Raw genomic sequence first — 17,418 nt, 5'->3', positions numbered from 1 at the left:
GCCATGATGCTGACAAGGGATGGATGGCATCGTTCCGATCGCGAAGACTGCGTGGCGGCGGCATGCGCTTGCGCATGCCGCCTTGCTCCAACACCGATGGAAGCGCTGCTCAGGCTGCCTTCTTGTCCAGAGCCGGATAGTCGATGTACCCGGCCGGCCCCGGCGTGTAGAAGGTTTGCGGATTCGGGGTGTTGAGCGGCGCATTCACACGCAGACGCTGCACCAGATCCGGATTGGCGATGAAAAGGCGCCCGAATGCAACCGCGTCGGCTCTGCCAGACTCCACGGCATCGATCGCCATGTCCCGGTCATAGCCATTGTTGGCGATGTAGGTACCGTTGAAGGCCTTGCGCGCCCAGGCAAAGTCAAAGCCCGGCACATCGCGCGGCCCGCCGGTTGCGCCTTCGATGAAGTGGATGAAGGCGATGCCGCGCTTGTTCAGCTGTTCGATCAGATAGCCGAAGACTGCCTGAGGGTTGCTGTCCGACAGGTCGTTGGCGGGTGTCACGGGAGACAGGCGAATGCCGACGCGGCCGGCACCGACTTCGGCAATGACGGCATCCACCACTTCAAGCGCGAAGCGGCAGCGATTCTCCACTGAGCCGCCATAGCGGTCATCACGCTTGTTGGCGCCGTCGCGCAGGAACTGATCGATCAGGTAGCCATTGGCGCCGTGGATTTCCATGCCGTCGAAACCGGCACGGATGGCATTCGCAGCGCCACGGCGATATTCATCGACGACGGCTGCAATTTCTTCCACGCTCAGTGCGCGCGGTACCGGGATATCGACTTTGCCCTTGTGCGTATAGGCAATGGCTTTCGGCTGCACTGCGGAAGGCGCTACCGGTTGCACGCCACCGGTGAGATCGGGATGGGTAATCCTGCCCACGTGCCAGATCTGGGCAACGATTTTCGAGCCCGCATCATGCACCGCTTCCGTGATGGGTTTCCATCCTTCGACTTGCGCGTCGGAATAAATGCCCGGCGTCGCCATATAGCCTTTGCCTGCCGGCGATACTTGCGTGCCCTCGCTGATGATCAGTCCCGCATTGCTGCGCTGGCGATAGTATTCGACATTCATTTCGCTGCCCGGAATGTCGCCATTGGCTTCGTCGGCGCGGCTGCGCGTCAGCGGCGCCATGACGATCCGATTCGCGACTTCGATGTCGCCAATGCGGGCGGGTTGAAACAGTTTGGGGAGAGCGGAGCGGGAAGGGTTGGTATTTTCTTGTGGCAAGGAAGTCTTCATATTTTCGAGTTCTTTGGAAAAATGCTTATTGTTGAACAATAGCTGAAACCTTCGGCACGATGGATGAAGGCAAGGCAACCGGCTATCCACCGGGCATTGCCGTAACATCATCGCGGAGCCGAAAGGTGTAATTATGCGTATTCCTGTCGGAGATGAATACACACTCAGGGTGATAGTATTTATTCCTGGTTGGAATGGAGCGGAAAATGGACCGATTGCGCTTGATGGAAACCTTCGTGCGGGTGGTGGAGACCGGCAACTTTTCAGCCGTAGCGCGGGAAGGACGCACGACGCAATCGGCCATCAGCAAGCAGGTACAGGCGCTGGAGGCGCAGGTCGGGGCGCGTCTACTGGTACGTTCAACACGCAGCCATGCCCTGACCGAAGCCGGCCACCTGTACTACGAGCGTTGCCGGCAAGTGCTGGATACGCTGGAAGAGGCGCGCATCGAAGTGCACCAGGTCGAACATGAAATCAGCGGCAGCCTGCGTGTGGCTGCGCCGGTGGCCTTCGGTCGCCTGCATATCGTGCCGCGCTTGCAGACGTTTTATGACCGCCACCCCAAGATCAAGGTGGACCTGCAGCTCGAGGATGGCTTTGTCGATCTTGTGGCGGCGGGAATCGACGTGGCGTTCCGGGTCGGCGAACTGAAGGATAGCCGGCTGATTGCGCGCCGCATCGGCACTGCCCATCGCGCCACTCTGGCATCGCCCGACTATCTGGCAAGATACGGCGAACCACGGCATCCCGACGAGCTGCTGGAGCATAACTGTCTTGTCTATACCGGTCTTGCAAACATTAACGAATGGGTATATCTCGACGACAAGGACCAGCAGCACACGGTACGCGTCAACGGCAATTTCCAATCGAACAGTTCGGAAGCAATCCGCCAGGCCGCATGCGAAGGGCTCGGCATCAGCTATTCAACGATCTGGATTTACGGCAATGATATTCGCGCCGGCCGGGTGAAGCCGATTCTGACTCGCTTTCGGCCGCCGCCCTTGCCATTGAATGTGGTGTTCCAGCCCGCACGCCGGCCTTCCCTGAAAATCAACAGCTTTGTCGATTTCTTTTCCGACGCGTTCGATAGGGATCCTGATATTGCCCAGATGCTGAGCGATTACGAAACGACTGAATCGGACCGCCCAGAGCAACCAGCGCGGCGCGGCCGATTCCAATAATTCAGGAATGCCCGCCGGCGGGCCGGGCAGAAGACTTGCTGCTCATGGACGAAACGGATTGGAAGAACAGGGCAGGGAACGATCAAGGGGAAAGGAAGCGCTTGGCTCCCATCATTTCGCCAGCAAGCTCTCGATGTCGCTGATCAATTCCTGCGGCGGCGTTTTCGGCGCATAGCGCTTGTACACCGTGCCATCCTTTTTCACCAGGAACTTGGTGAAATTCCATTTGATCGCTTGCGTGCCCAGGATGCCCGGTGCCGCGCTCTTCAGATGGCGGAACAGCGGATGGGCGCCGTCCCCGTTGACGTCGACCTTCGCGAACATGGGGAAACTTACCCCGTAATTCCTTTCGCAGAACGTGCCGATCTCGTCCGCCGTGCCCGGCTCCTGCCGGCCGAACTGGTTGCAAGGAAAGCCCAGCACTTCGAAGCCCTTGTCCTTGAACTGCTTGTACAGCGCTTCCAGGCCCTGATACTGCGGCGTGAAGCCGCATTTGCTTGCGGTATTGACGATCAGCAGCACCTTGCCGCGAAAGCTGGCGAGGTCGACCGGCGTGCCGGTCAGGCTCGGGGCCTGGATGTCATAGATGCTGTTCATACGATTCCCAGATGTTCGGTACCCTTGCTCAGGTCTCTGTCCTTGGACTCTTTTCCATGGAGTTTGATCGCCAGGCGCAGGTCGTTGACCGAGTCGGCATTGCGCAAGGCATCTTCATAGGAAATCTTGTCGGCTTCATACAGATCGAACAAAGCCTGGTCGAAAGTCTGCATGCCCAGCTCGCGCGACTTTTTCATGATTTCCTTGATTTCATGCACATTGCCCTTGAAGATCAGGTCGGAAATCAGGGGGGAGTTCAGCATGACTTCCACCGCGGCACAGCGGCCCTTGCCACTCTTCGCGGGAATCAGCCGCTGCGAAATCATCGCCTTCAGATTCAGCGACAAATCCATCAACAGCTGGGCGCGGCGCTCTTCCGGGAAGAAGTTGATGATCCGGTCCAGCGCCTGGTTCGAACTGTTGGCGTGCATGGTGGCCATGCACAGGTGGCCGGTTTCCGCAAAGGCAATCGCGTAATCCATGGTCTCGCGGTCGCGGATTTCGCCGATCAGGATCACATCCGGCGCCTGGCGCAGCGTATTCTTCAGCGCCGCGCTCCAGTCGGCGGTATCGACGCCGACTTCGCGCTGGGTGATCACGCAGTTCTTGTGCGGATGCACGTATTCCACCGGGTCTTCGATGGTGATGATGTGACCGTAGCTGTTTTCATTGCGGTAACCGATCATGCCGGCCAGCGTGGTCGATTTGCCGGAACCGGTAGCACCGACCATGATCACCAGGCCGCGCTTGGTCATGACCACATCCTTCAGCACTTCCGGCACGCCCAGGTCTTCCAGCCGCGGGATGGTGGTGGTGATGGTCCGCAGCACCATGCCGACCCGTCCCTGCTGCACGAAGGCGGAGACACGGAAGCGCCCCAGGCCGCCGGGGCTGATCGCGAAATTGCATTCCTTGGTCGCTTCGAATTCCGCCGACTGCTTGTCATTCATGATGGCGCGCGCGAGTTCGACGGTATGCGTCGCGGACAGAGGCTGGTTCGACACCGGCGTCATCTTGCCGTCGATCTTGAATGCCGGCGGAAAATCGGCGGTGATGAAAAGGTCGGAGCCATTCTTGCTGAGCATCAGCCGCAGCAAGTCATGCATGAATTTAGTCGCCTGATCGCGTTCCATGTTTGGGTTTCCTTAGTCTTTGCTTCCCCTCTTCAAGCTCTTCGAGGGAGAAGAGATATCAGTACACTACCACCACCTCGCGGCTTGCAAGCCGCTCGGCTTCAAGCGGTGCAAAGCTTGCTTCGGTTCGCCGGCAGATGGCAATCCGTCTGCCGCCCCGACTTGCCCCCGCGCTGCCGACAAGCGGCCCAGCTCGTGACTTGCAAGCGGCCCGGATTCGCAGGGCGTAAAGCATGCTTTGTGAAACCCCGCGCTCATCCCGGGAAATTTTCCGGCGTTTTCGCTGCGGCGCGCGCAGTTGCGTTGGAAATCACGTTGCGGCGGACCAGGTCGGTCAGGTTCTGGTCCAGGGTCTGCATGCCGATGTTGGCGCCAGTCTGGATCGCGGAATACATCTGGGCGATCTTCGCTTCGCGGATCAGGTTGCGGATCGCCGGGGTGCCCAGCATGATCTCGTGCGCCGCCACGCGGCCCGAGCCATCCTTGGTCTTGAGCAGGGTTTGCGAAATCACCGCCTGCAGCGATTCCGACAGCATCGCGCGCACCATTTCCTTTTCCTCCGACGGGAACACGTCGACGATACGGTCGATGGTCTTGGCCGCAGAGGATGTGTGCAGGGTGCCGAACACCAGGTGACCGGTTTCGGCGGCGGTCAGCGCAAGGCGGATGGTTTCGAGGTCGCGCAATTCGCCGACCAGGATGGCATCCGGGTCTTCACGCAATGCCGAACGCAAGGCATTGTTGAAGGACATGGTATGCGGGCCGACTTCGCGCTGGTTGATCAGGCTCTTCTTCGATTCATGCACGAATTCAATCGGGTCCTCGACGGTGAGGATGTGCGCGTATTCGGTTTCATTCAGGTGATTGATCATCGCCGCCAGCGTGGTCGATTTGCCGGAGCCGGTCGGCCCGGTCACCAGCACCAGTCCGCGTGGCTTCAGGGCCAGGTCGGCGAAGATCTTGGGGGCATTCAGCTGCTCCAGCGTCAGGACCTTGGAGGGAATGGTACGCAGCACGGCAGCCGCGCCGCGGTCCTGGTTGAAGGCATTCACGCGGAAGCGTGCGAGGCCGGGAATCGCGAAGGAGAAATCGCATTCCAGGGTTTCCTCGTAAATCTTGCGCTGCCCGTCGTTCATGATGTCATAGATCATGCCGTGCACATCCTGGTGTTCCAGTGGCGGCAGGTTGATGCGCCGTACATCGCCGTGCACGCGGATCATCGGCGGCAGGCCTGCCGACAGATGCAAGTCGGAAGCCTTGTTCTTGACGGAGAAAGCGAGCAGTTCGGAAATATCCATAGTGAGCCTATAATCCCTGAGCTGGCAAAATGCCATGAGAAAAGAGCAACACCGGCAGAGTGTTGCCTAAAGTAAATTGATTATGTCTTCAATCTCTTACAACTTGCAAGCTGTGCGAGACCGGATCATGGCCGAAGCGCGCGCAATGTCGCGCGATCCCCACGACATTCACCTGCTGGCGGTCTCGAAAACTTTCGGGCCGGATGCAGTGATCGAGGCCGCGCAATCCGGGCAGATGGCATTCGGGGAAAACTATCTGCAGGAAGCCCTGGACAAGATGGAAGCGGTCCGCGCCCTGCATCCGGACCTGCAGCTGGAATGGCATTTCATCGGCCCGATTCAGAGCAACAAGACACGGCCGATCGCGGAGCATTTCGACTGGGTGCATTCCGTCGACCGCGAAAAAATCGCGCTGCGCCTGTCGGAACAGCGGCCGCCGCACCTGCCGCCATTGAATGTATGCTTGCAGGTCAACATCAGTGGCGAGGCAAGCAAGAGCGGCGCAAGCGCCGAGGAAGCCGAAAATCTTGCGCGCAGGATTGCCGACATGCCGCGGCTGAATTTGCGCGGGCTGATGGCGATTCCCGAGCCGGTTGCCGATCCAGAAAAACAGCGCGCGCCGTTCCGCGAATTGCGCATGCTGGCCGAACGCTTGCGCGCGTCAGGACTGAAGCTGGATACGCTCTCGATGGGCATGTCGGCCGATCTCGCGGCGGCGATCGCGGAAGGCGCGACCATCGTCAGAATAGGTACGGCAATTTTTGGAAAAAGAGACTATGCAAAATGATGTGAAAATCTGCTTCATCGGCGGCGGCAACATGGCCACGGCCCTGATCGGCGGGCTGGCCGGCAAACTGACGGCGGGGGCCAATATCCATGTGGTCGACATCAACCCGGACTCCCTGCAGAAGCTTGCGCAGCAGTTCGGCGTCACGACGGCCACGCAGATCGATGCAGCGGTGCGGCAAGCCAACGTGATCGTGCTTGCAGTGAAGCCGCAGCAGATGAAGGACGTGGTGGCGCAGCTGCAGCCGCAATTGTCATCGCAACTGATCCTGTCGATTGCCGCCGGCATCCGCGCTGCCGACTTGTCGCGCTGGTTGAACGGGCATACGGCCATCGTACGCACCATGCCGAATACGCCGGCACTGATCGGCAAGGGCATTGCCGGCATGGTCGCGCTGCAGGGCGTGTCGCCGCAGCAGCGCAGCGTGGCGGATGCAATCATGCGCGCGGTCGGTGCGACAGTGTGGCTGGATGACGAGGCGCTGATCGATCCGGTGACCGCAGTGTCGGGCAGCGGCCCGGCCTATGTGTTCTATTTCATCGAAGCCATGCAGCAGGCGGCGCAGGAAATGGGCTTGAGCCCAGAGCAGGGGACGCAGCTCGCGATCGCCACCTTCGTCGGTGCCGCCCAGCTCGCAGCCGATTCGACCGAGCCGGTCTCCGCACTGCGCGACAAGGTGACTTCCAAGGGTGGAACGACTTATGCCGCACTGACGAGCATGGAACAGAGCGGGGTGAAGGCGGCGATCGTCAAGGCCATGAAAGCAGCGGCTGCGCGCGGCAAGGAGCTGGGCGAGGAATTCGGCCGCGAGTGAGGCTGTATTGCGGCTTGGCTGCGAGAAGTATGGAGTGGCGAGATTATTGGCGTATGCCGTCTTGCGCGGGCTTTATTCCCGCCGCAGCAAGGCATTCTGCAGCATGGGCATGACATTGCGCCAGGTGCGCAAGCCTTCGGCACCCAGGCGCAAGGCGGATGACAGGCGACGCGGCTTGATCGCCGCGAGTGCGAACGCGAGACCGAGCAGCCATTCCGGATGCCTGCGAACGCGATCGAGAATCCGCAAGCCGATTCCCATGGCGATGGCCGAGTGATTCAATGACTGGATTTGGTCTGCCAGGTCGGCGCGCTGGGCACGGCTTAGCGCGACCAGTTGCTGGCGCCGCTGGGCAAGCATGCGTGCGTGCGCGTTCATGCGGGGGGATTCAGCAATTCCCGGTCGCGCGACAGTTCTGCCATGGTATGTCCCAGCAGCCGCGGCTTGGCATGGTAGCGCGCGCGCAGCCGCAGGAGCAGGATCAGGGTTGCGAGACCGAACAAGGCGATCAGGGTGAGAAGCAGTCCCACGCGGTGGGTGTCCCAGTACAGTACCACCAGCAACAGGACCCCGAGTACGATGGCTATGCCAAGGCAGAACATCGCCGCCAGCGACAGCATCAGGAAAGAGAAATATCGCAGCGATTCCTCTTCCACTTCGGCGGCAACGAGCTGCACGCGGGTCTGAATGGTCGCGAGCAGGCTGGACGCCAGCCGCGTCAGCGAATCAGCAAGCACCATGGCCTTACTTGCGTCCGAGGACCAGTCCGACGATCAGGCCGGCGAGGGCGCCGATACCAACTGCCTGCCAGGGATTGGTATGGACATACTGGTCGGCCGCTTCCATGGCGTCCTTGCTCGAGGACATGGCCTGGCTCTGCAGCGAAGACAAGCCATCCTTGGCATTGCTCAGCGTGGATTCGAACCGCGCGCGGGCAGTCTGGTAGCCTTCGCCCGCCTGCGAGCCGGTGTTGCGCAGGAATTCCTCCGCCTCCTTGATCACCGCCTTCAGGTCGTCCATCAGCCTGCTGCGTGTCTCGAATTTCTGTCCCATGTTATCCATGCGTATTCCGTCCGGTTATTCAACTGTTCATCTTGGAGTGTATTGAACAGGTTTCCCGGTATCTTGCGACGAATCAAACTATATCCTCAGGACATGGATGCAAGCCGCTAGCGGAACAGGTAATCGAGAGCAACGCCGGCGAAGATCGCCGCACCCAGCCAGTTGTTGTGAAGGAAGGCCGTAAAGCATCCGGCGCGGTCACGCTCGCGTATCAGCGTGTAGTGATACGCGGCACAGGCGGCCGCGACCAGCAGGCCGGCAATGAACCAGAGGCGCAGGCCGTACTGCCATCCGACCAGGAATACCAGCGCAAACGTCACCGCATAACAAAACATGACTGCGAGCACATCGAATTGGCCGAAGGTGATGGCCGATGTCTTGATCCCGATTTTCAGATCGTCATCGCGGTCCACCATTGCGTACTCGGTGTCGTAGGCCACTGCCCAGAAGATATTGGCCAGCAGCAGCAGCCATGCCGCCGGCGGCACCTGGTTTTGTACCGCTGCAAATGCCATCGGAATGCCAAAGCCGAATGCAATTCCCAGATAGGCTTGCGGGATGGCGAAGAAGCGCTTGAAGTAGGGATAGCTGGCGGCGATCAGCACTGCCGCGACCGACAGTTCCTTGGTCAGCGCGTTGAGCGGAAGGATCAGGGCAAAGGCGAGAAAGGCCAGCACCGCGGCCACCGCGAGCGCTTCGCGCGGCGCGATCCTGCCGCTGGTGAGCGGACGTTCCGCGGTGCGTTTGACATGCTTGTCGAAGTCACGGTCGGCATAGTCGTTGATCGCGCAACCGGCGGAGCGCATCAGCACCGTACCGAGCGAAAAAATCAGGACCAGCTTCCAGTCCGGCTTGCCGTCGGACGCCAGCCAGAGTGCGATCAGGGTTGGCCACAGCAGGAGCAGGATACCGATCGGCTTGTCCATGCGGACCAGTCGTGCATACAGTTTCAGTCTATTCATGGGCTTGATGACAAGGATGGTGCGTTCGCCGTCACATGTGCGGACAGCTTTTAGATGCAATGCAAAGTGTGTCGGGAACCGGCAATCAGGCTTCGGCCATTTCGGCATCGCCCAGCATGGTCACGCCACTCAGGTCGCAGGCCAGCACGGCCTGGCGCACTGCTTCGATCGCTGCGCGCCGGGTAAAGCTCTTGCGCCAGGCGATCACGATGCGGCGCGATGGCACCGGCGGCTTGAAAGGCACATAGCGCAGCATGCCATCCTTGGCATGCATGTCGGGTACCGAAGCCTGCGGCAGTACGGTGATGCCGATGCCGGACGCTACCATGTGGCGGATGGTTTCCAGCGAGGAGCCTTCGAAGGTGCGCGCAATGCCGTCCCCGGTGGTTGAAAAGCGCGACATCTCCGGGCACACTTCCAGCACCTGATCGCGGAAGCAGTGGCCGCTGCCCAAGAGCAGCATGGTTTCTGATTTCAATTCATGTGCATCGATTGCTTCGCGGTTGGCCCAGGGATGATGCTTGGGCAGGGCGACGATGAAGGGTTCGTCATACAGGGGCTGAATCATCAGCCCCTGCTCGGGAAGAGGCAAGGCCATGATGGCGGCATCGAGTTCGCCCTGACGCAGCAACTCCACCAGCCGTGCCGTCAGATTTTCCTGCAGCACCAGCGGCATTTGCGGCACGTGCTCGATCATGGTCTTGACCAGGGGCGGCAGCAGGTAGGGCGCGACGGTATAGATGATGCCGAGGCGCAAGGGGCCCGCGAGAGGATCCTTGTTCTGCTTGGCGATTTCCTTGATGGCCGCAGTTTGTTCCAGTACTCGTTCCGCCTGCGCCACGATTTGCGCGCCCAGGGGGGTCATGGAAATTTCGGTGCCGCCGCGCTCGAAGATGACGACGCCGAGTTCGTCTTCGAGCTTCTTGATGGCGACCGACAATGTCGGCTGCGCAACGAAACATGCTTCCGCGGCGTGGCCGAAGTGCTTTTCGCGGGCGACGGCGACGATGTATTTCAGTTCAGTAAGGGTCATACGGTCAGGTTCGCATTGAAGGACTGGCACGGGCATGGGCCGAACAGTCCATTGCCGGAATCATCCTGCAAGTATAAAGACAATATTCTCTTGTGCGTCGGACAATGCAAATGCGCCATGTTCCGGTTGAGACCGGACGTTGCATGTACAGGTCCGCGGGCCGTTACGCCTTGAGGTAATCCTCGCGTCCGCCCAGCCAGCGCGCAAGATGCGCATCCACGGTTGCCGGGTCCTCACGCAGCAATGCCTGTGCCACATCCCGCGCCTGTTCCACCAGCCACTGGTCGGTCTGCAGGTCGGCAAAGCGCAGCATTGCCTGGCCGGATTGCCGGGCGCCAAGGAATTCGCCCGGCCCGCGGATTTCAAGGTCGCGCCGTGCAATTTCGAAGCCGTCGGTGGTTTCCCGCATTGTCATGAGGCGCTGCCGGGCGACCGGGCCGAGCGGGCTCTGGTACAGCAGCAGGCAGACGCTGGCTGCGGCTCCACGCCCGACGCGTCCGCGCAGCTGATGCAATTGCGACAGGCCGAAGCGCTCGGCATGCTCGATCACCATCAGCGATGCATTCGGCACATCGACACCGACTTCGATCACGGTGGTGGCGACCAGCACGTGGATATTGCCGCGGATGAAGGCATCCATCACCATCTGCTTTTCCGCCGGCTTCAAGCGCCCATGCACGAGGCCCACGCGCAGGTCGGGCAGTGCCGCCGACAGCATGGCGTGAGTGTCGGTGGCGGTCTGCAACTGCAGCGCTTCCGATTCCTCGATCAGGGGGCAGACCCAGTACACCTGGCGGCCGTCGAGGGCCGCCGCATGCACGCGTTCGATCACTTCGTCGCGCCGGTTCTGGTCGATGATGCGGGTGACGACCGGCGTGCGGCCCGGCGGCAACTCGTCGATCACCGACACTTCCAGGTCCGCATAGTAGGTCATTGCCAACGTGCGCGGAATGGGCGTGGCCGACATCATCAACTGGTGCGGCACGGTCTGTGCGGTATCGCCTGCGCCCCCGGCATCCTTGCCCTTGTTGCGCAGGGCCAGGCGCTGGCCGACGCCGAAACGGTGCTGTTCGTCGACGATCACCAAGCCCAGCCTGGCAAACTGCACGCCTTCCTGGATCAGCGCATGGGTGCCGATCACCAGCTGCGCCGCGCCCGATTCGATGCGCGCCTGCGCTTCCATCTTTTCCTTCTTTTTCAGACTGCCGGTCAGCCATGCCACCTGCACGCCGAGCGGTTCCATCCACTGCGCGATCTTGCGGAAATGCTGCTCGGCCAGGATCTCGGTCGGCGCCATCAAGGCCGCCTGGAAGCCGCTATCGATCGCCTGCGCCGCGGCGAGCGCCGCCACCACCGTCTTGCCGCTGCCGACATCGCCTTGCAACAGGCGCTGCATCGGGAAGGATTCGCGCAGGTCGGCGCGGATTTCCCGCAGCACCCGTTGCTGGGCGGCGGTCAGTTCGAAGGGCAGACCAGCGAGGAAGGCTTCGGACAGGGCGCCGACCACCGGCAGGGAGGCGGCTTCCCGCGAACGTCGCGCCTCCTGGGCCCGCTTCAGCGACAACTGCTGGGCCAGCAATTCATCGAATTTCATCCTTATCCATGCCGAATGCGAGCGGTCCTCCAGGGCATGCTCATCCACGTCGGAAGGCGGATTGTGCAGAAGCCTGACCGCCGCTTCGAAGGGCTGCAGCTTCAGTGCTTCCAGCAGTCGCGGCGGCAGGGTGTCGCGCCAGTCGATGCGCGTCATTGCCGCTGCGATCGCCTTGCGCAGGAAAGCCTGTGACAAGCCTTCGCCCGAGGGATACACCGGCGTGAGCGCGGTCGGCAAGGGCTCGCCTTCCTTCACCACCCTGTAAGTCGGGTGAACCATTTCGGCGCCGAAGAAACCGTGCCGTACTTCACCGCGGGCACGCACCCGAGTGCCCGCCTCGAGCTGCTTGACCTGGCTGCCATAGAAATTCAGGAAGCGCATTACCAGCTGGGCGGAATCGTCGGCGATGGTCACGACCAGCTGGCGCCGCGGCCGGTACTGGATGTCGCAGGAGACGACCACCCCTTCCACCTGGCTCGGTGTGCCCGCCATGAAGCCGGCTTCGCGGATCGGCACGATTTCGGTTTCATCCTCGTAGCGCATCGGCAGATGCAGCACAAGGTCCATGTCCGAACGCAGCCCGAGCTTCGCGAGCTTGTCTTCGCTCCTGTTCTTTTTCCGGGCCGGGGCGGCCTTTTTTGTCGGTGCAGGCATATCAGGCCGTAAATCGGTCGGCAAGAGGTAAAATAACGGGTTCGATTGTTTTCGTTGCGCGGCGTTGGTGAAACGATTCTAATCAAAAACGGTCATGCTTGAGCATGACCGCCATTGTACGGACAGCCGCTTGAATGGCTATCTTTTATGGCCATCTTTTCAAGACCGGCCGTCCCCGCGCACTCCTGTGACCAGTCCCATGTATTCGCTTTCCGATTTCGACTTTACATTGCCGCAAGAACTGATCGCCCAGACGCCGCTGCCCGAGCGCAGCGCATCGCGCCTGCTCGAGGTTGGTCAGGATCGACTGGTTGACCGCTCGTTTGCCGATGTTGTCGATTTGCTGCAACCGGGCGACCTGCTGGTATTCAACGATACCCGCGTGCTCAAGGCGCGCTTCTTCGGCGTCAAGGAAACCGGCGGCAAGGTCGAGGTGTTGATCGAGCGGGTGCTCGACAACCGCACGGTGCATGCCCAGGTGCGTGCGTCCAAGTCGCCGCACGCCGGCAGCAGGATTCGTCTGGCGGATGCCTTCGACGTGACGGTCGGCGAGCGCGCTGGCGAGTTTTATACACTGGGCTTTCCCTCGGATGTGTTCGAACTGATCGAAGCCCATGGTCGCCTGCCGCTGCCGCCTTACATCGAGCATGCGGCCGACAGCTACGATGAACAGCGTTACCAGACCGTCTATGCGAAACAGCCGGGCGCGGTCGCGGCACCGACCGCCGGTTTGCATTTCGACCAGACCCTGCTCGATCGCCTGCGCAGCAAGGGCGTCAACCTCGCCTTCATCACCCTGCATGTCGGTGCCGGCACCTTTCAGCCCGTGCGCCACGAAGACCTGTCGCAGCACAAGATGCACAGCGAGTGGTACACCGTCTCGGAAGAGACGGCGGCGGCAGTGCGCGCAGCCCAGGCAGCCGGGCGCGACGTGATCGCGGTCGGCACCACCAGCATGCGTGCGCTGGAATCGGCTTCTCAATCGGGCGTGCTCAAGGCAGGCAGCGCTGACACCGAACTCTTCATCACGCCCGGTTATGCCTTCAAGACCGTGACCAGATTGATCACCAATTTCCATCTGCCCAAGTCGACCCTGCTGATGCTGGTGTCGGCGTTCGCCGGCTATGAGCGGATCCGCGCCGCTTATGCCCACGCGATCGAGCAGCGCTACCGCTTCTTCAGCTACGGAGATGCGATGTTGTTAACCCGGACTTCCTGATGCTTGAATTCAAACTTCTGAAAACCGATGGCAAGGCCCGCCGTGGCCGCCTGACTCTCAACCATGGCGTGATCGAGACGCCGATCTTCATGCCGGTCGGGACGTATGGTTCCGTCAAGGCGATGTCGCCGCAGGAATTGCATGAAATCGATGCCCAGATCATCCTCGGCAATACCTTCCATCTGTGGCTGCGTCCCGGCCTAGACGTGCTCGCCAAATTCGGCGGCCTGCACCGCTTCATGGGCTGGACCAAGCCGATCCTGACCGATTCCGGCGGCTTCCAGGTGTTTTCGCTGGGCGCGATGCGCAAGATCACCGAGGAAGGCGTCAAGTTCGCTTCGCCGATCAATGGCGACAAGCTGTTCCTGTCGCCGGAAGTCTCCATGCAGGTGCAGCGCGTGCTGAATTCCGACATCGTGATGCAGTTCGACGAATGCACGCCGTATTCGATCGATGGCCGCCCGGCGACCGAAACCGAGGCGGCAAAGTCGATGCGCATGTCGCTGCGCTGGGCAAAGCGCTCGCGTGATGAATTCGACAAGGGTGAAAATCCGAATGCCCTGTTCGGCATCGTGCAGGGCGGGATGTACGAACACCTGCGCGACGAATCGCTGGCCGGGCTGGAAGAAATCGGATTCCACGGCGTCGCCATCGGCGGCCTGTCGGTCGGAGAGCCGAAGGAAGAAATGATGCGGGTCCTCGAGCATGTCGGACCACGCCTGCCGGAACAAAAGCCGCATTACCTGATGGGTGTGGGCACGCCGGAAGACCTGGTGGCCGGTGTGGCGAACGGCGTGGACATGTTCGATTGCGTGATGCCGACACGGAATGCGCGCAACGGCTGGATCTTCACCCGCTTCGGCGACATCAAGATCAAGAATTCACGCTACAAGGATGACGAGCTGCCGCTGGATGAAACCTGCGAATGCCACACATGCCGCAATTTTTCCCGCGCCTATCTGTACCACCTGCACCGGGCCGGCGAAATCCTCGGCGCGCGGCTGAATACCATACACAATCTGCACTATTACCTGCAGTTGATGCGCGAGATGCGCGCCGCCATCGATGCCGGCCAGTTCCAGGCCTTCGTCGTCCGTTTCCATGCCGATCGGGCAAGGGGCGTCTAGAGAATGCCATTTTCTGTTTTTCGGCCGCGCAGCCCCGCAAACCGGTCGAATGCAAGGCGCGGCGGCGCGACGTAGTGGTGCTGGGGCAAGAAGCCGCAACGCCGCAGGCGATTGGTGTGCGGGACTGCCCGCAGGGTTCGCACCAGAAGGGCGCCGCGCGGTGTCGTGCCGCTTGCAGTGTTGGCACTGCGGTGCGTCCCGCTCCTGGTGCTGAATCCCTTCTGGCGCGAACGCGGTCCGCAAAACAGGGCATGACACTCTCTGTCAACCTGATTTAGCGTAGAAACCCGATATCCCGATGCTAAAATGCCGGGTTATTCATCAAAAGAAATGGAGCAACCCGTGTTTATTTCCAATGCATATGCACAAACCCAGGCCGCAGGTGTGGAAGGTAGCCTGATGAGCTTTTTGCCGATCATCCTGATGTTCGTGGTGCTGTACTTCCTGATGATCCGCCCGCAGATGAAGCGCCAGAAGGAACAGAAAGCGATGATCGATGCCCTGGCCAAGGGCGATGAAGTGATCACTGCCGGCGGCGTCCTCGGTAAAGTGTCAAAGGTCGCCGATGCCTATATCCTGCTCGAAGTGGCCGATGGTACCGAAATCGCCGTACAGAAGAGCGCAGTCTCGACCCTGTTGCCAAAAGGCACACTGAAATCGATCTGAGCAGATCAGACGCCCGCACCCGGAAGAGCCTGCGCACGCATGCTGCGCAGGCTCTTGCCGATGCCCAATACTGAACGCTGAAATCATGAATCGCTATCCCGTTTGGAAATACATCATCATTGTCATCGCCCTGCTGTTCGGGGTGCTGTACACATTGCCGAACTTCTATGGCGAGTCGCCAGCCGTCCAGATCAGCAGCGCCAAGGCCACGGTCAAGGTGGACAGCTCGATGCTCGCAAGAGTCGAGCAGGCGCTGCAAAAGCACGATATGCGCGCCAGCGGCATTTTTTACGATGCAGGCGCCACCCATGGATCGGTGCGGGCACGTTTTGACAATCCCGATATCCAGTTCAGGGCCAAGTCGGTGCTCGAGCAGGAATTGAACACCGATCCTTCCGACCCGACGTACGTCGTTGCCTTCAACCTGCTGTCGAACACGCCGCAGTGGTTGCAGAACATCCATGCCCTGCCGATGTATCTCGGCCTCGACCTGCGCGGGGGCGTGCATTTCCTGATGCAGGTGGATACCAGGGCGGTCATGAACAAGCGTATCCAGGGCTTGCAGGCCAGCGTGCGCAGCGTGCTGCGCGACAAGAATGTGCGTCACGCCGGCATCAGCCGCAATGGCGATGCCATCGACATCAAGTTCCGCGAGCCGGAAACGCGGGAAAAGGCAAAAGATGTCCTGGCTTCCCAACTGCCCGAATTGGCGCTGGCCGATGGAACCGATGGCACGGAGCTCACGCTGGTTGCCACCCTGCGGCCTCAGACCCTGGCACAGACGGTGGAAGCCGCGGTACAGCAGAACATCTCCACCCTGTCCAAGCGGGTGAATGAACTCGGCGTAGCCGAGCCGGTGATCCAGCGCCAGGGCGCGGACCGGATCGTGGTGCAGCTGCCGGGCGTGCAGGACGTGTCGCGCGCCAAGGACATCATCGGCCGCACGGCAACGCTGGAAGTGCGGATGGTCGATGAATCGGTCATGCGCGGTACCGAAGAAACCGCAGCCGTCCCCTTCGGCTCCGAATTGTTCAAGGTGGGCAAGGGCGCACCGGTCGTGCTGTACAAGGACCCGGTGATCACCGGCGAATACATTGCCAATGCCACCGCCAGTTTCGATCAGTACCACGAGCCGTCGGTGAGCATCGACCTGAACGGCGACGGTGGCCGCAGGATGCGTGAAGCGACGCGCGACAAGATCGGCAAGCTGATGGCGATCGTGCTGTTCGAAAAGGGCAAGGGCGAAGTGCTGACGGTCGCCACCATCCGCGACGAGCTCGGTTCGCGCTTCCAGATCACCGGCATGGGCTCGACCGAAGCGGCCAACGACCTCGCCCTGCTGCTGCGCGCTGGCTCGCTGGCGGCGCCGATGGAAATCATCGAAGAGCGGACCATCGGACCGCAGCTTGGCGCGGACAATATTGAAAAAGGCTTCAAGTCGACCCTGTACGGCTTTGCCGCGATCACGGTGTTCATGGTGATCTATTACCACCTGTTCGGCATGTTCAGCGTGATCGCGCTGGCGGTCAACCTGCTGCTGCTGATCGCCGTCCTGTCGACGCTACAGGCAACATTGACTTTGCCGGGCATTGCCGCTATTGCATTCACGCTCGGTATGGCGATCGATGCCAATGTGCTGATCAATGAACGGATCCGGGAAGAGCTGCGCGGCGGCAAGTCGCCGCAGGCGGCCATCGCGGGTGGTTTCGAACACGCCTGGGCGACCATCCTGGACTCCAACGTGACCACGCTGATCGCCGGCCTCGGCCTGCTGATCTTCGGTTCCGGCCCGATCCGCGGTTTTGCGGTCGTGCATTGCCTCGGCATCCTGACCTCGATCTTCTCCTCCGTCTTCGTTTCGCGCGGCATCGCGAACCTCTGGTACGGCCGCAGGAAGAAGCTCGCCGGTGTGTCGATCGGGCAGGTCTGGAAGCCGAATGCCTGAGACTGAGTGCCAAGTGCCTGATTCCGTCTTTGCTTGCAGGGACGCAGGACATTAAACATAGCGTTCCTGGCAGAAGCTGGCGCAATTCACCGCCGGG

Annotated in this window: 17 protein-coding genes; 7 read left to right on the top strand and 10 right to left on the bottom strand. The window is 60.8% G+C overall.

The window, feature by feature from the left end; genetic code table 11:
• Window positions 1-109 precede the first annotated feature (109 nt).
• Window positions 110-1,249 (bottom strand): alkene reductase, encoded by a 1,140-nt coding sequence (locus HGHM_RS00350; RefSeq protein ID WP_051155301.1) that lies wholly within the window; start codon window positions 1,247-1,249, stop codon window positions 110-112.
• A gap of 206 nt (window positions 1,250-1,455) precedes the next feature.
• Between HGHM_RS00350 and HGHM_RS00345 the strand changes: the two genes are divergently transcribed.
• Window positions 1,456-2,430, top strand: a complete 975-nt coding sequence (locus HGHM_RS00345; RefSeq protein ID WP_019139510.1) for a LysR family transcriptional regulator — start codon at window positions 1,456-1,458, stop codon at window positions 2,428-2,430.
• Window positions 2,431-2,541: 111 nt separating this feature from the next.
• Here the strand turns inward: HGHM_RS00345 and HGHM_RS00340 are convergent, their stop codons facing one another.
• The 3 genes from HGHM_RS00340 to HGHM_RS00330 form a co-directional block, all read right to left on the bottom strand.
• Complete coding sequence (locus tag HGHM_RS00340) at window positions 2,542-3,027, bottom strand: glutathione peroxidase (RefSeq protein WP_019139509.1); 486 nt, start codon at window positions 3,025-3,027, stop codon at window positions 2,542-2,544.
• A complete protein-coding gene (locus tag HGHM_RS00335; protein WP_019139508.1) occupies window positions 3,024-4,160 on the bottom strand; it encodes a PilT/PilU family type 4a pilus ATPase in 1,137 nt (378 codons plus the stop codon). The genes HGHM_RS00340 and HGHM_RS00335 overlap by 4 nt, the downstream gene beginning before the upstream one ends.
• Window positions 4,161-4,414: 254 nt before the next feature.
• The gene (locus HGHM_RS00330; RefSeq protein ID WP_019139507.1) at window positions 4,415-5,458 is read right to left on the bottom strand and encodes a type IV pilus twitching motility protein PilT; all 1,044 of its coding nucleotides are present in this window, start codon (window positions 5,456-5,458) and stop codon (window positions 4,415-4,417) included.
• An 82-nt stretch (window positions 5,459-5,540) separates the two neighbouring features.
• On the opposite strand from HGHM_RS00330, the gene HGHM_RS00325 reads away from it, so the two are divergent.
• Window positions 5,541-6,245 (top strand): YggS family pyridoxal phosphate-dependent enzyme, encoded by a 705-nt coding sequence (locus tag HGHM_RS00325; protein WP_026075559.1) that lies wholly within the window; start codon window positions 5,541-5,543, stop codon window positions 6,243-6,245.
• Window positions 6,235-7,059 (top strand): pyrroline-5-carboxylate reductase, encoded by an 825-nt coding sequence (gene proC / locus HGHM_RS00320; protein ID WP_019139505.1) that lies wholly within the window; start codon window positions 6,235-6,237, stop codon window positions 7,057-7,059. Before HGHM_RS00325 ends, proC begins: the two co-directional genes overlap by 11 nt.
• Window positions 7,060-7,131: 72 nt before the next feature.
• Here the strand turns inward: proC and HGHM_RS00315 are convergent, their stop codons facing one another.
• The 6 genes from HGHM_RS00315 to recG all read right to left on the bottom strand — a co-directional run bounded on the left by HGHM_RS00315 (window position 7,132) and on the right by recG (window position 12,364).
• Entirely contained in the window at window positions 7,132-7,437 is a 306-nt protein-coding gene (locus HGHM_RS00315) for a YqjK family protein (protein WP_019139504.1), read from the bottom strand.
• The gene (locus HGHM_RS00310) at window positions 7,434-7,799 is read right to left on the bottom strand and encodes a phage holin family protein (RefSeq protein ID WP_019139503.1); all 366 of its coding nucleotides are present in this window, start codon (window positions 7,797-7,799) and stop codon (window positions 7,434-7,436) included. The genes HGHM_RS00315 and HGHM_RS00310 overlap by 4 nt, the downstream gene beginning before the upstream one ends.
• A gap of 4 nt (window positions 7,800-7,803) precedes the next feature.
• A complete protein-coding gene (locus HGHM_RS00305; protein ID WP_019139502.1) occupies window positions 7,804-8,121 on the bottom strand; it encodes a DUF883 family protein in 318 nt (105 codons plus the stop codon).
• A gap of 107 nt (window positions 8,122-8,228) precedes the next feature.
• Entirely contained in the window at window positions 8,229-9,083 is an 855-nt protein-coding gene (gene ubiA, locus HGHM_RS00300) for a 4-hydroxybenzoate octaprenyltransferase (RefSeq protein WP_026075558.1), read from the bottom strand.
• Between the two features lie 85 nt (window positions 9,084-9,168).
• The gene (locus HGHM_RS00295) at window positions 9,169-10,116 is read right to left on the bottom strand and encodes a LysR substrate-binding domain-containing protein (RefSeq protein WP_019139500.1); all 948 of its coding nucleotides are present in this window, start codon (window positions 10,114-10,116) and stop codon (window positions 9,169-9,171) included.
• Between the two features lie 163 nt (window positions 10,117-10,279).
• Complete coding sequence (recG, locus tag HGHM_RS00290) at window positions 10,280-12,364, bottom strand: ATP-dependent DNA helicase RecG (RefSeq protein ID WP_019139499.1); 2,085 nt, start codon at window positions 12,362-12,364, stop codon at window positions 10,280-10,282.
• A gap of 199 nt (window positions 12,365-12,563) precedes the next feature.
• On the opposite strand from recG, the gene queA reads away from it, so the two are divergent.
• From queA to secD, 4 genes are all read left to right on the top strand, one after another.
• Entirely contained in the window at window positions 12,564-13,583 is a 1,020-nt protein-coding gene (queA, locus tag HGHM_RS00285; protein ID WP_026075557.1) for a tRNA preQ1(34) S-adenosylmethionine ribosyltransferase-isomerase QueA, read from the top strand.
• The gene (tgt, locus tag HGHM_RS00280; protein ID WP_019139497.1) at window positions 13,583-14,710 is read left to right on the top strand and encodes a tRNA guanosine(34) transglycosylase Tgt; all 1,128 of its coding nucleotides are present in this window, start codon (window positions 13,583-13,585) and stop codon (window positions 14,708-14,710) included. The genes queA and tgt overlap by 1 nt, the downstream gene beginning before the upstream one ends.
• A 330-nt stretch (window positions 14,711-15,040) precedes the next feature.
• Window positions 15,041-15,376, top strand: coding sequence for a preprotein translocase subunit YajC (yajC, locus tag HGHM_RS00275; protein ID WP_019139496.1), 336 nt, complete (start codon window positions 15,041-15,043; stop codon window positions 15,374-15,376).
• A gap of 85 nt (window positions 15,377-15,461) precedes the next feature.
• Entirely contained in the window at window positions 15,462-17,321 is a 1,860-nt protein-coding gene (gene secD, locus HGHM_RS00270) for a protein translocase subunit SecD (RefSeq protein ID WP_019139495.1), read from the top strand.
• The last annotated feature ends 97 nt before the right edge of the window (window positions 17,322-17,418 follow it).

The sequence above is a fragment of the Noviherbaspirillum massiliense JC206 genome (assembly GCF_000312045.1).
In the GTDB taxonomy this organism is placed as follows: Bacteria; Pseudomonadota; Gammaproteobacteria; order Burkholderiales; family Burkholderiaceae_D; genus Noviherbaspirillum; species Noviherbaspirillum massiliense.
This window is presented reverse-complemented; position numbering and strand designations above follow the sequence as displayed.

Coding starts and splice junctions, on each gene's coding strand:
- HGHM_RS00295 (WP_019139500.1), bottom strand. CDS start 10,116: ATGACCCTTACTGAACTGAAATACATCGTCGCCGTCGCCCGCGAAAAG.
- HGHM_RS00350 (WP_051155301.1), bottom strand. CDS start 1,249: ATGAAGACTTCCTTGCCACAAGAAAATACCAACCCTTCCCGCTCCGCT.
- HGHM_RS00325 (WP_026075559.1), top strand. CDS start 5,541: ATGTCTTCAATCTCTTACAACTTGCAAGCTGTGCGAGACCGGATCATG.
- HGHM_RS00315 (WP_019139504.1), bottom strand. CDS start 7,437: ATGAACGCGCACGCACGCATGCTTGCCCAGCGGCGCCAGCAACTGGTC.
- recG (WP_019139499.1), bottom strand. CDS start 12,364: ATGCCTGCACCGACAAAAAAGGCCGCCCCGGCCCGGAAAAAGAACAGG.
- proC (WP_019139505.1), top strand. CDS start 6,235: ATGCAAAATGATGTGAAAATCTGCTTCATCGGCGGCGGCAACATGGCC.
- HGHM_RS00305 (WP_019139502.1), bottom strand. CDS start 8,121: ATGGATAACATGGGACAGAAATTCGAGACACGCAGCAGGCTGATGGAC.
- ubiA (WP_026075558.1), bottom strand. CDS start 9,083: ATGAATAGACTGAAACTGTATGCACGACTGGTCCGCATGGACAAGCCG.
- yajC (WP_019139496.1), top strand. CDS start 15,041: ATGGAGCAACCCGTGTTTATTTCCAATGCATATGCACAAACCCAGGCC.
- HGHM_RS00310 (WP_019139503.1), bottom strand. CDS start 7,799: ATGGTGCTTGCTGATTCGCTGACGCGGCTGGCGTCCAGCCTGCTCGCG.
- HGHM_RS00345 (WP_019139510.1), top strand. CDS start 1,456: ATGGACCGATTGCGCTTGATGGAAACCTTCGTGCGGGTGGTGGAGACC.
- queA (WP_026075557.1), top strand. CDS start 12,564: ATGTATTCGCTTTCCGATTTCGACTTTACATTGCCGCAAGAACTGATC.
- tgt (WP_019139497.1), top strand. CDS start 13,583: ATGCTTGAATTCAAACTTCTGAAAACCGATGGCAAGGCCCGCCGTGGC.
- HGHM_RS00330 (WP_019139507.1), bottom strand. CDS start 5,458: ATGGATATTTCCGAACTGCTCGCTTTCTCCGTCAAGAACAAGGCTTCC.
- HGHM_RS00335 (WP_019139508.1), bottom strand. CDS start 4,160: ATGGAACGCGATCAGGCGACTAAATTCATGCATGACTTGCTGCGGCTG.
- secD (WP_019139495.1), top strand. CDS start 15,462: ATGAATCGCTATCCCGTTTGGAAATACATCATCATTGTCATCGCCCTG.
- HGHM_RS00340 (WP_019139509.1), bottom strand. CDS start 3,027: ATGAACAGCATCTATGACATCCAGGCCCCGAGCCTGACCGGCACGCCG.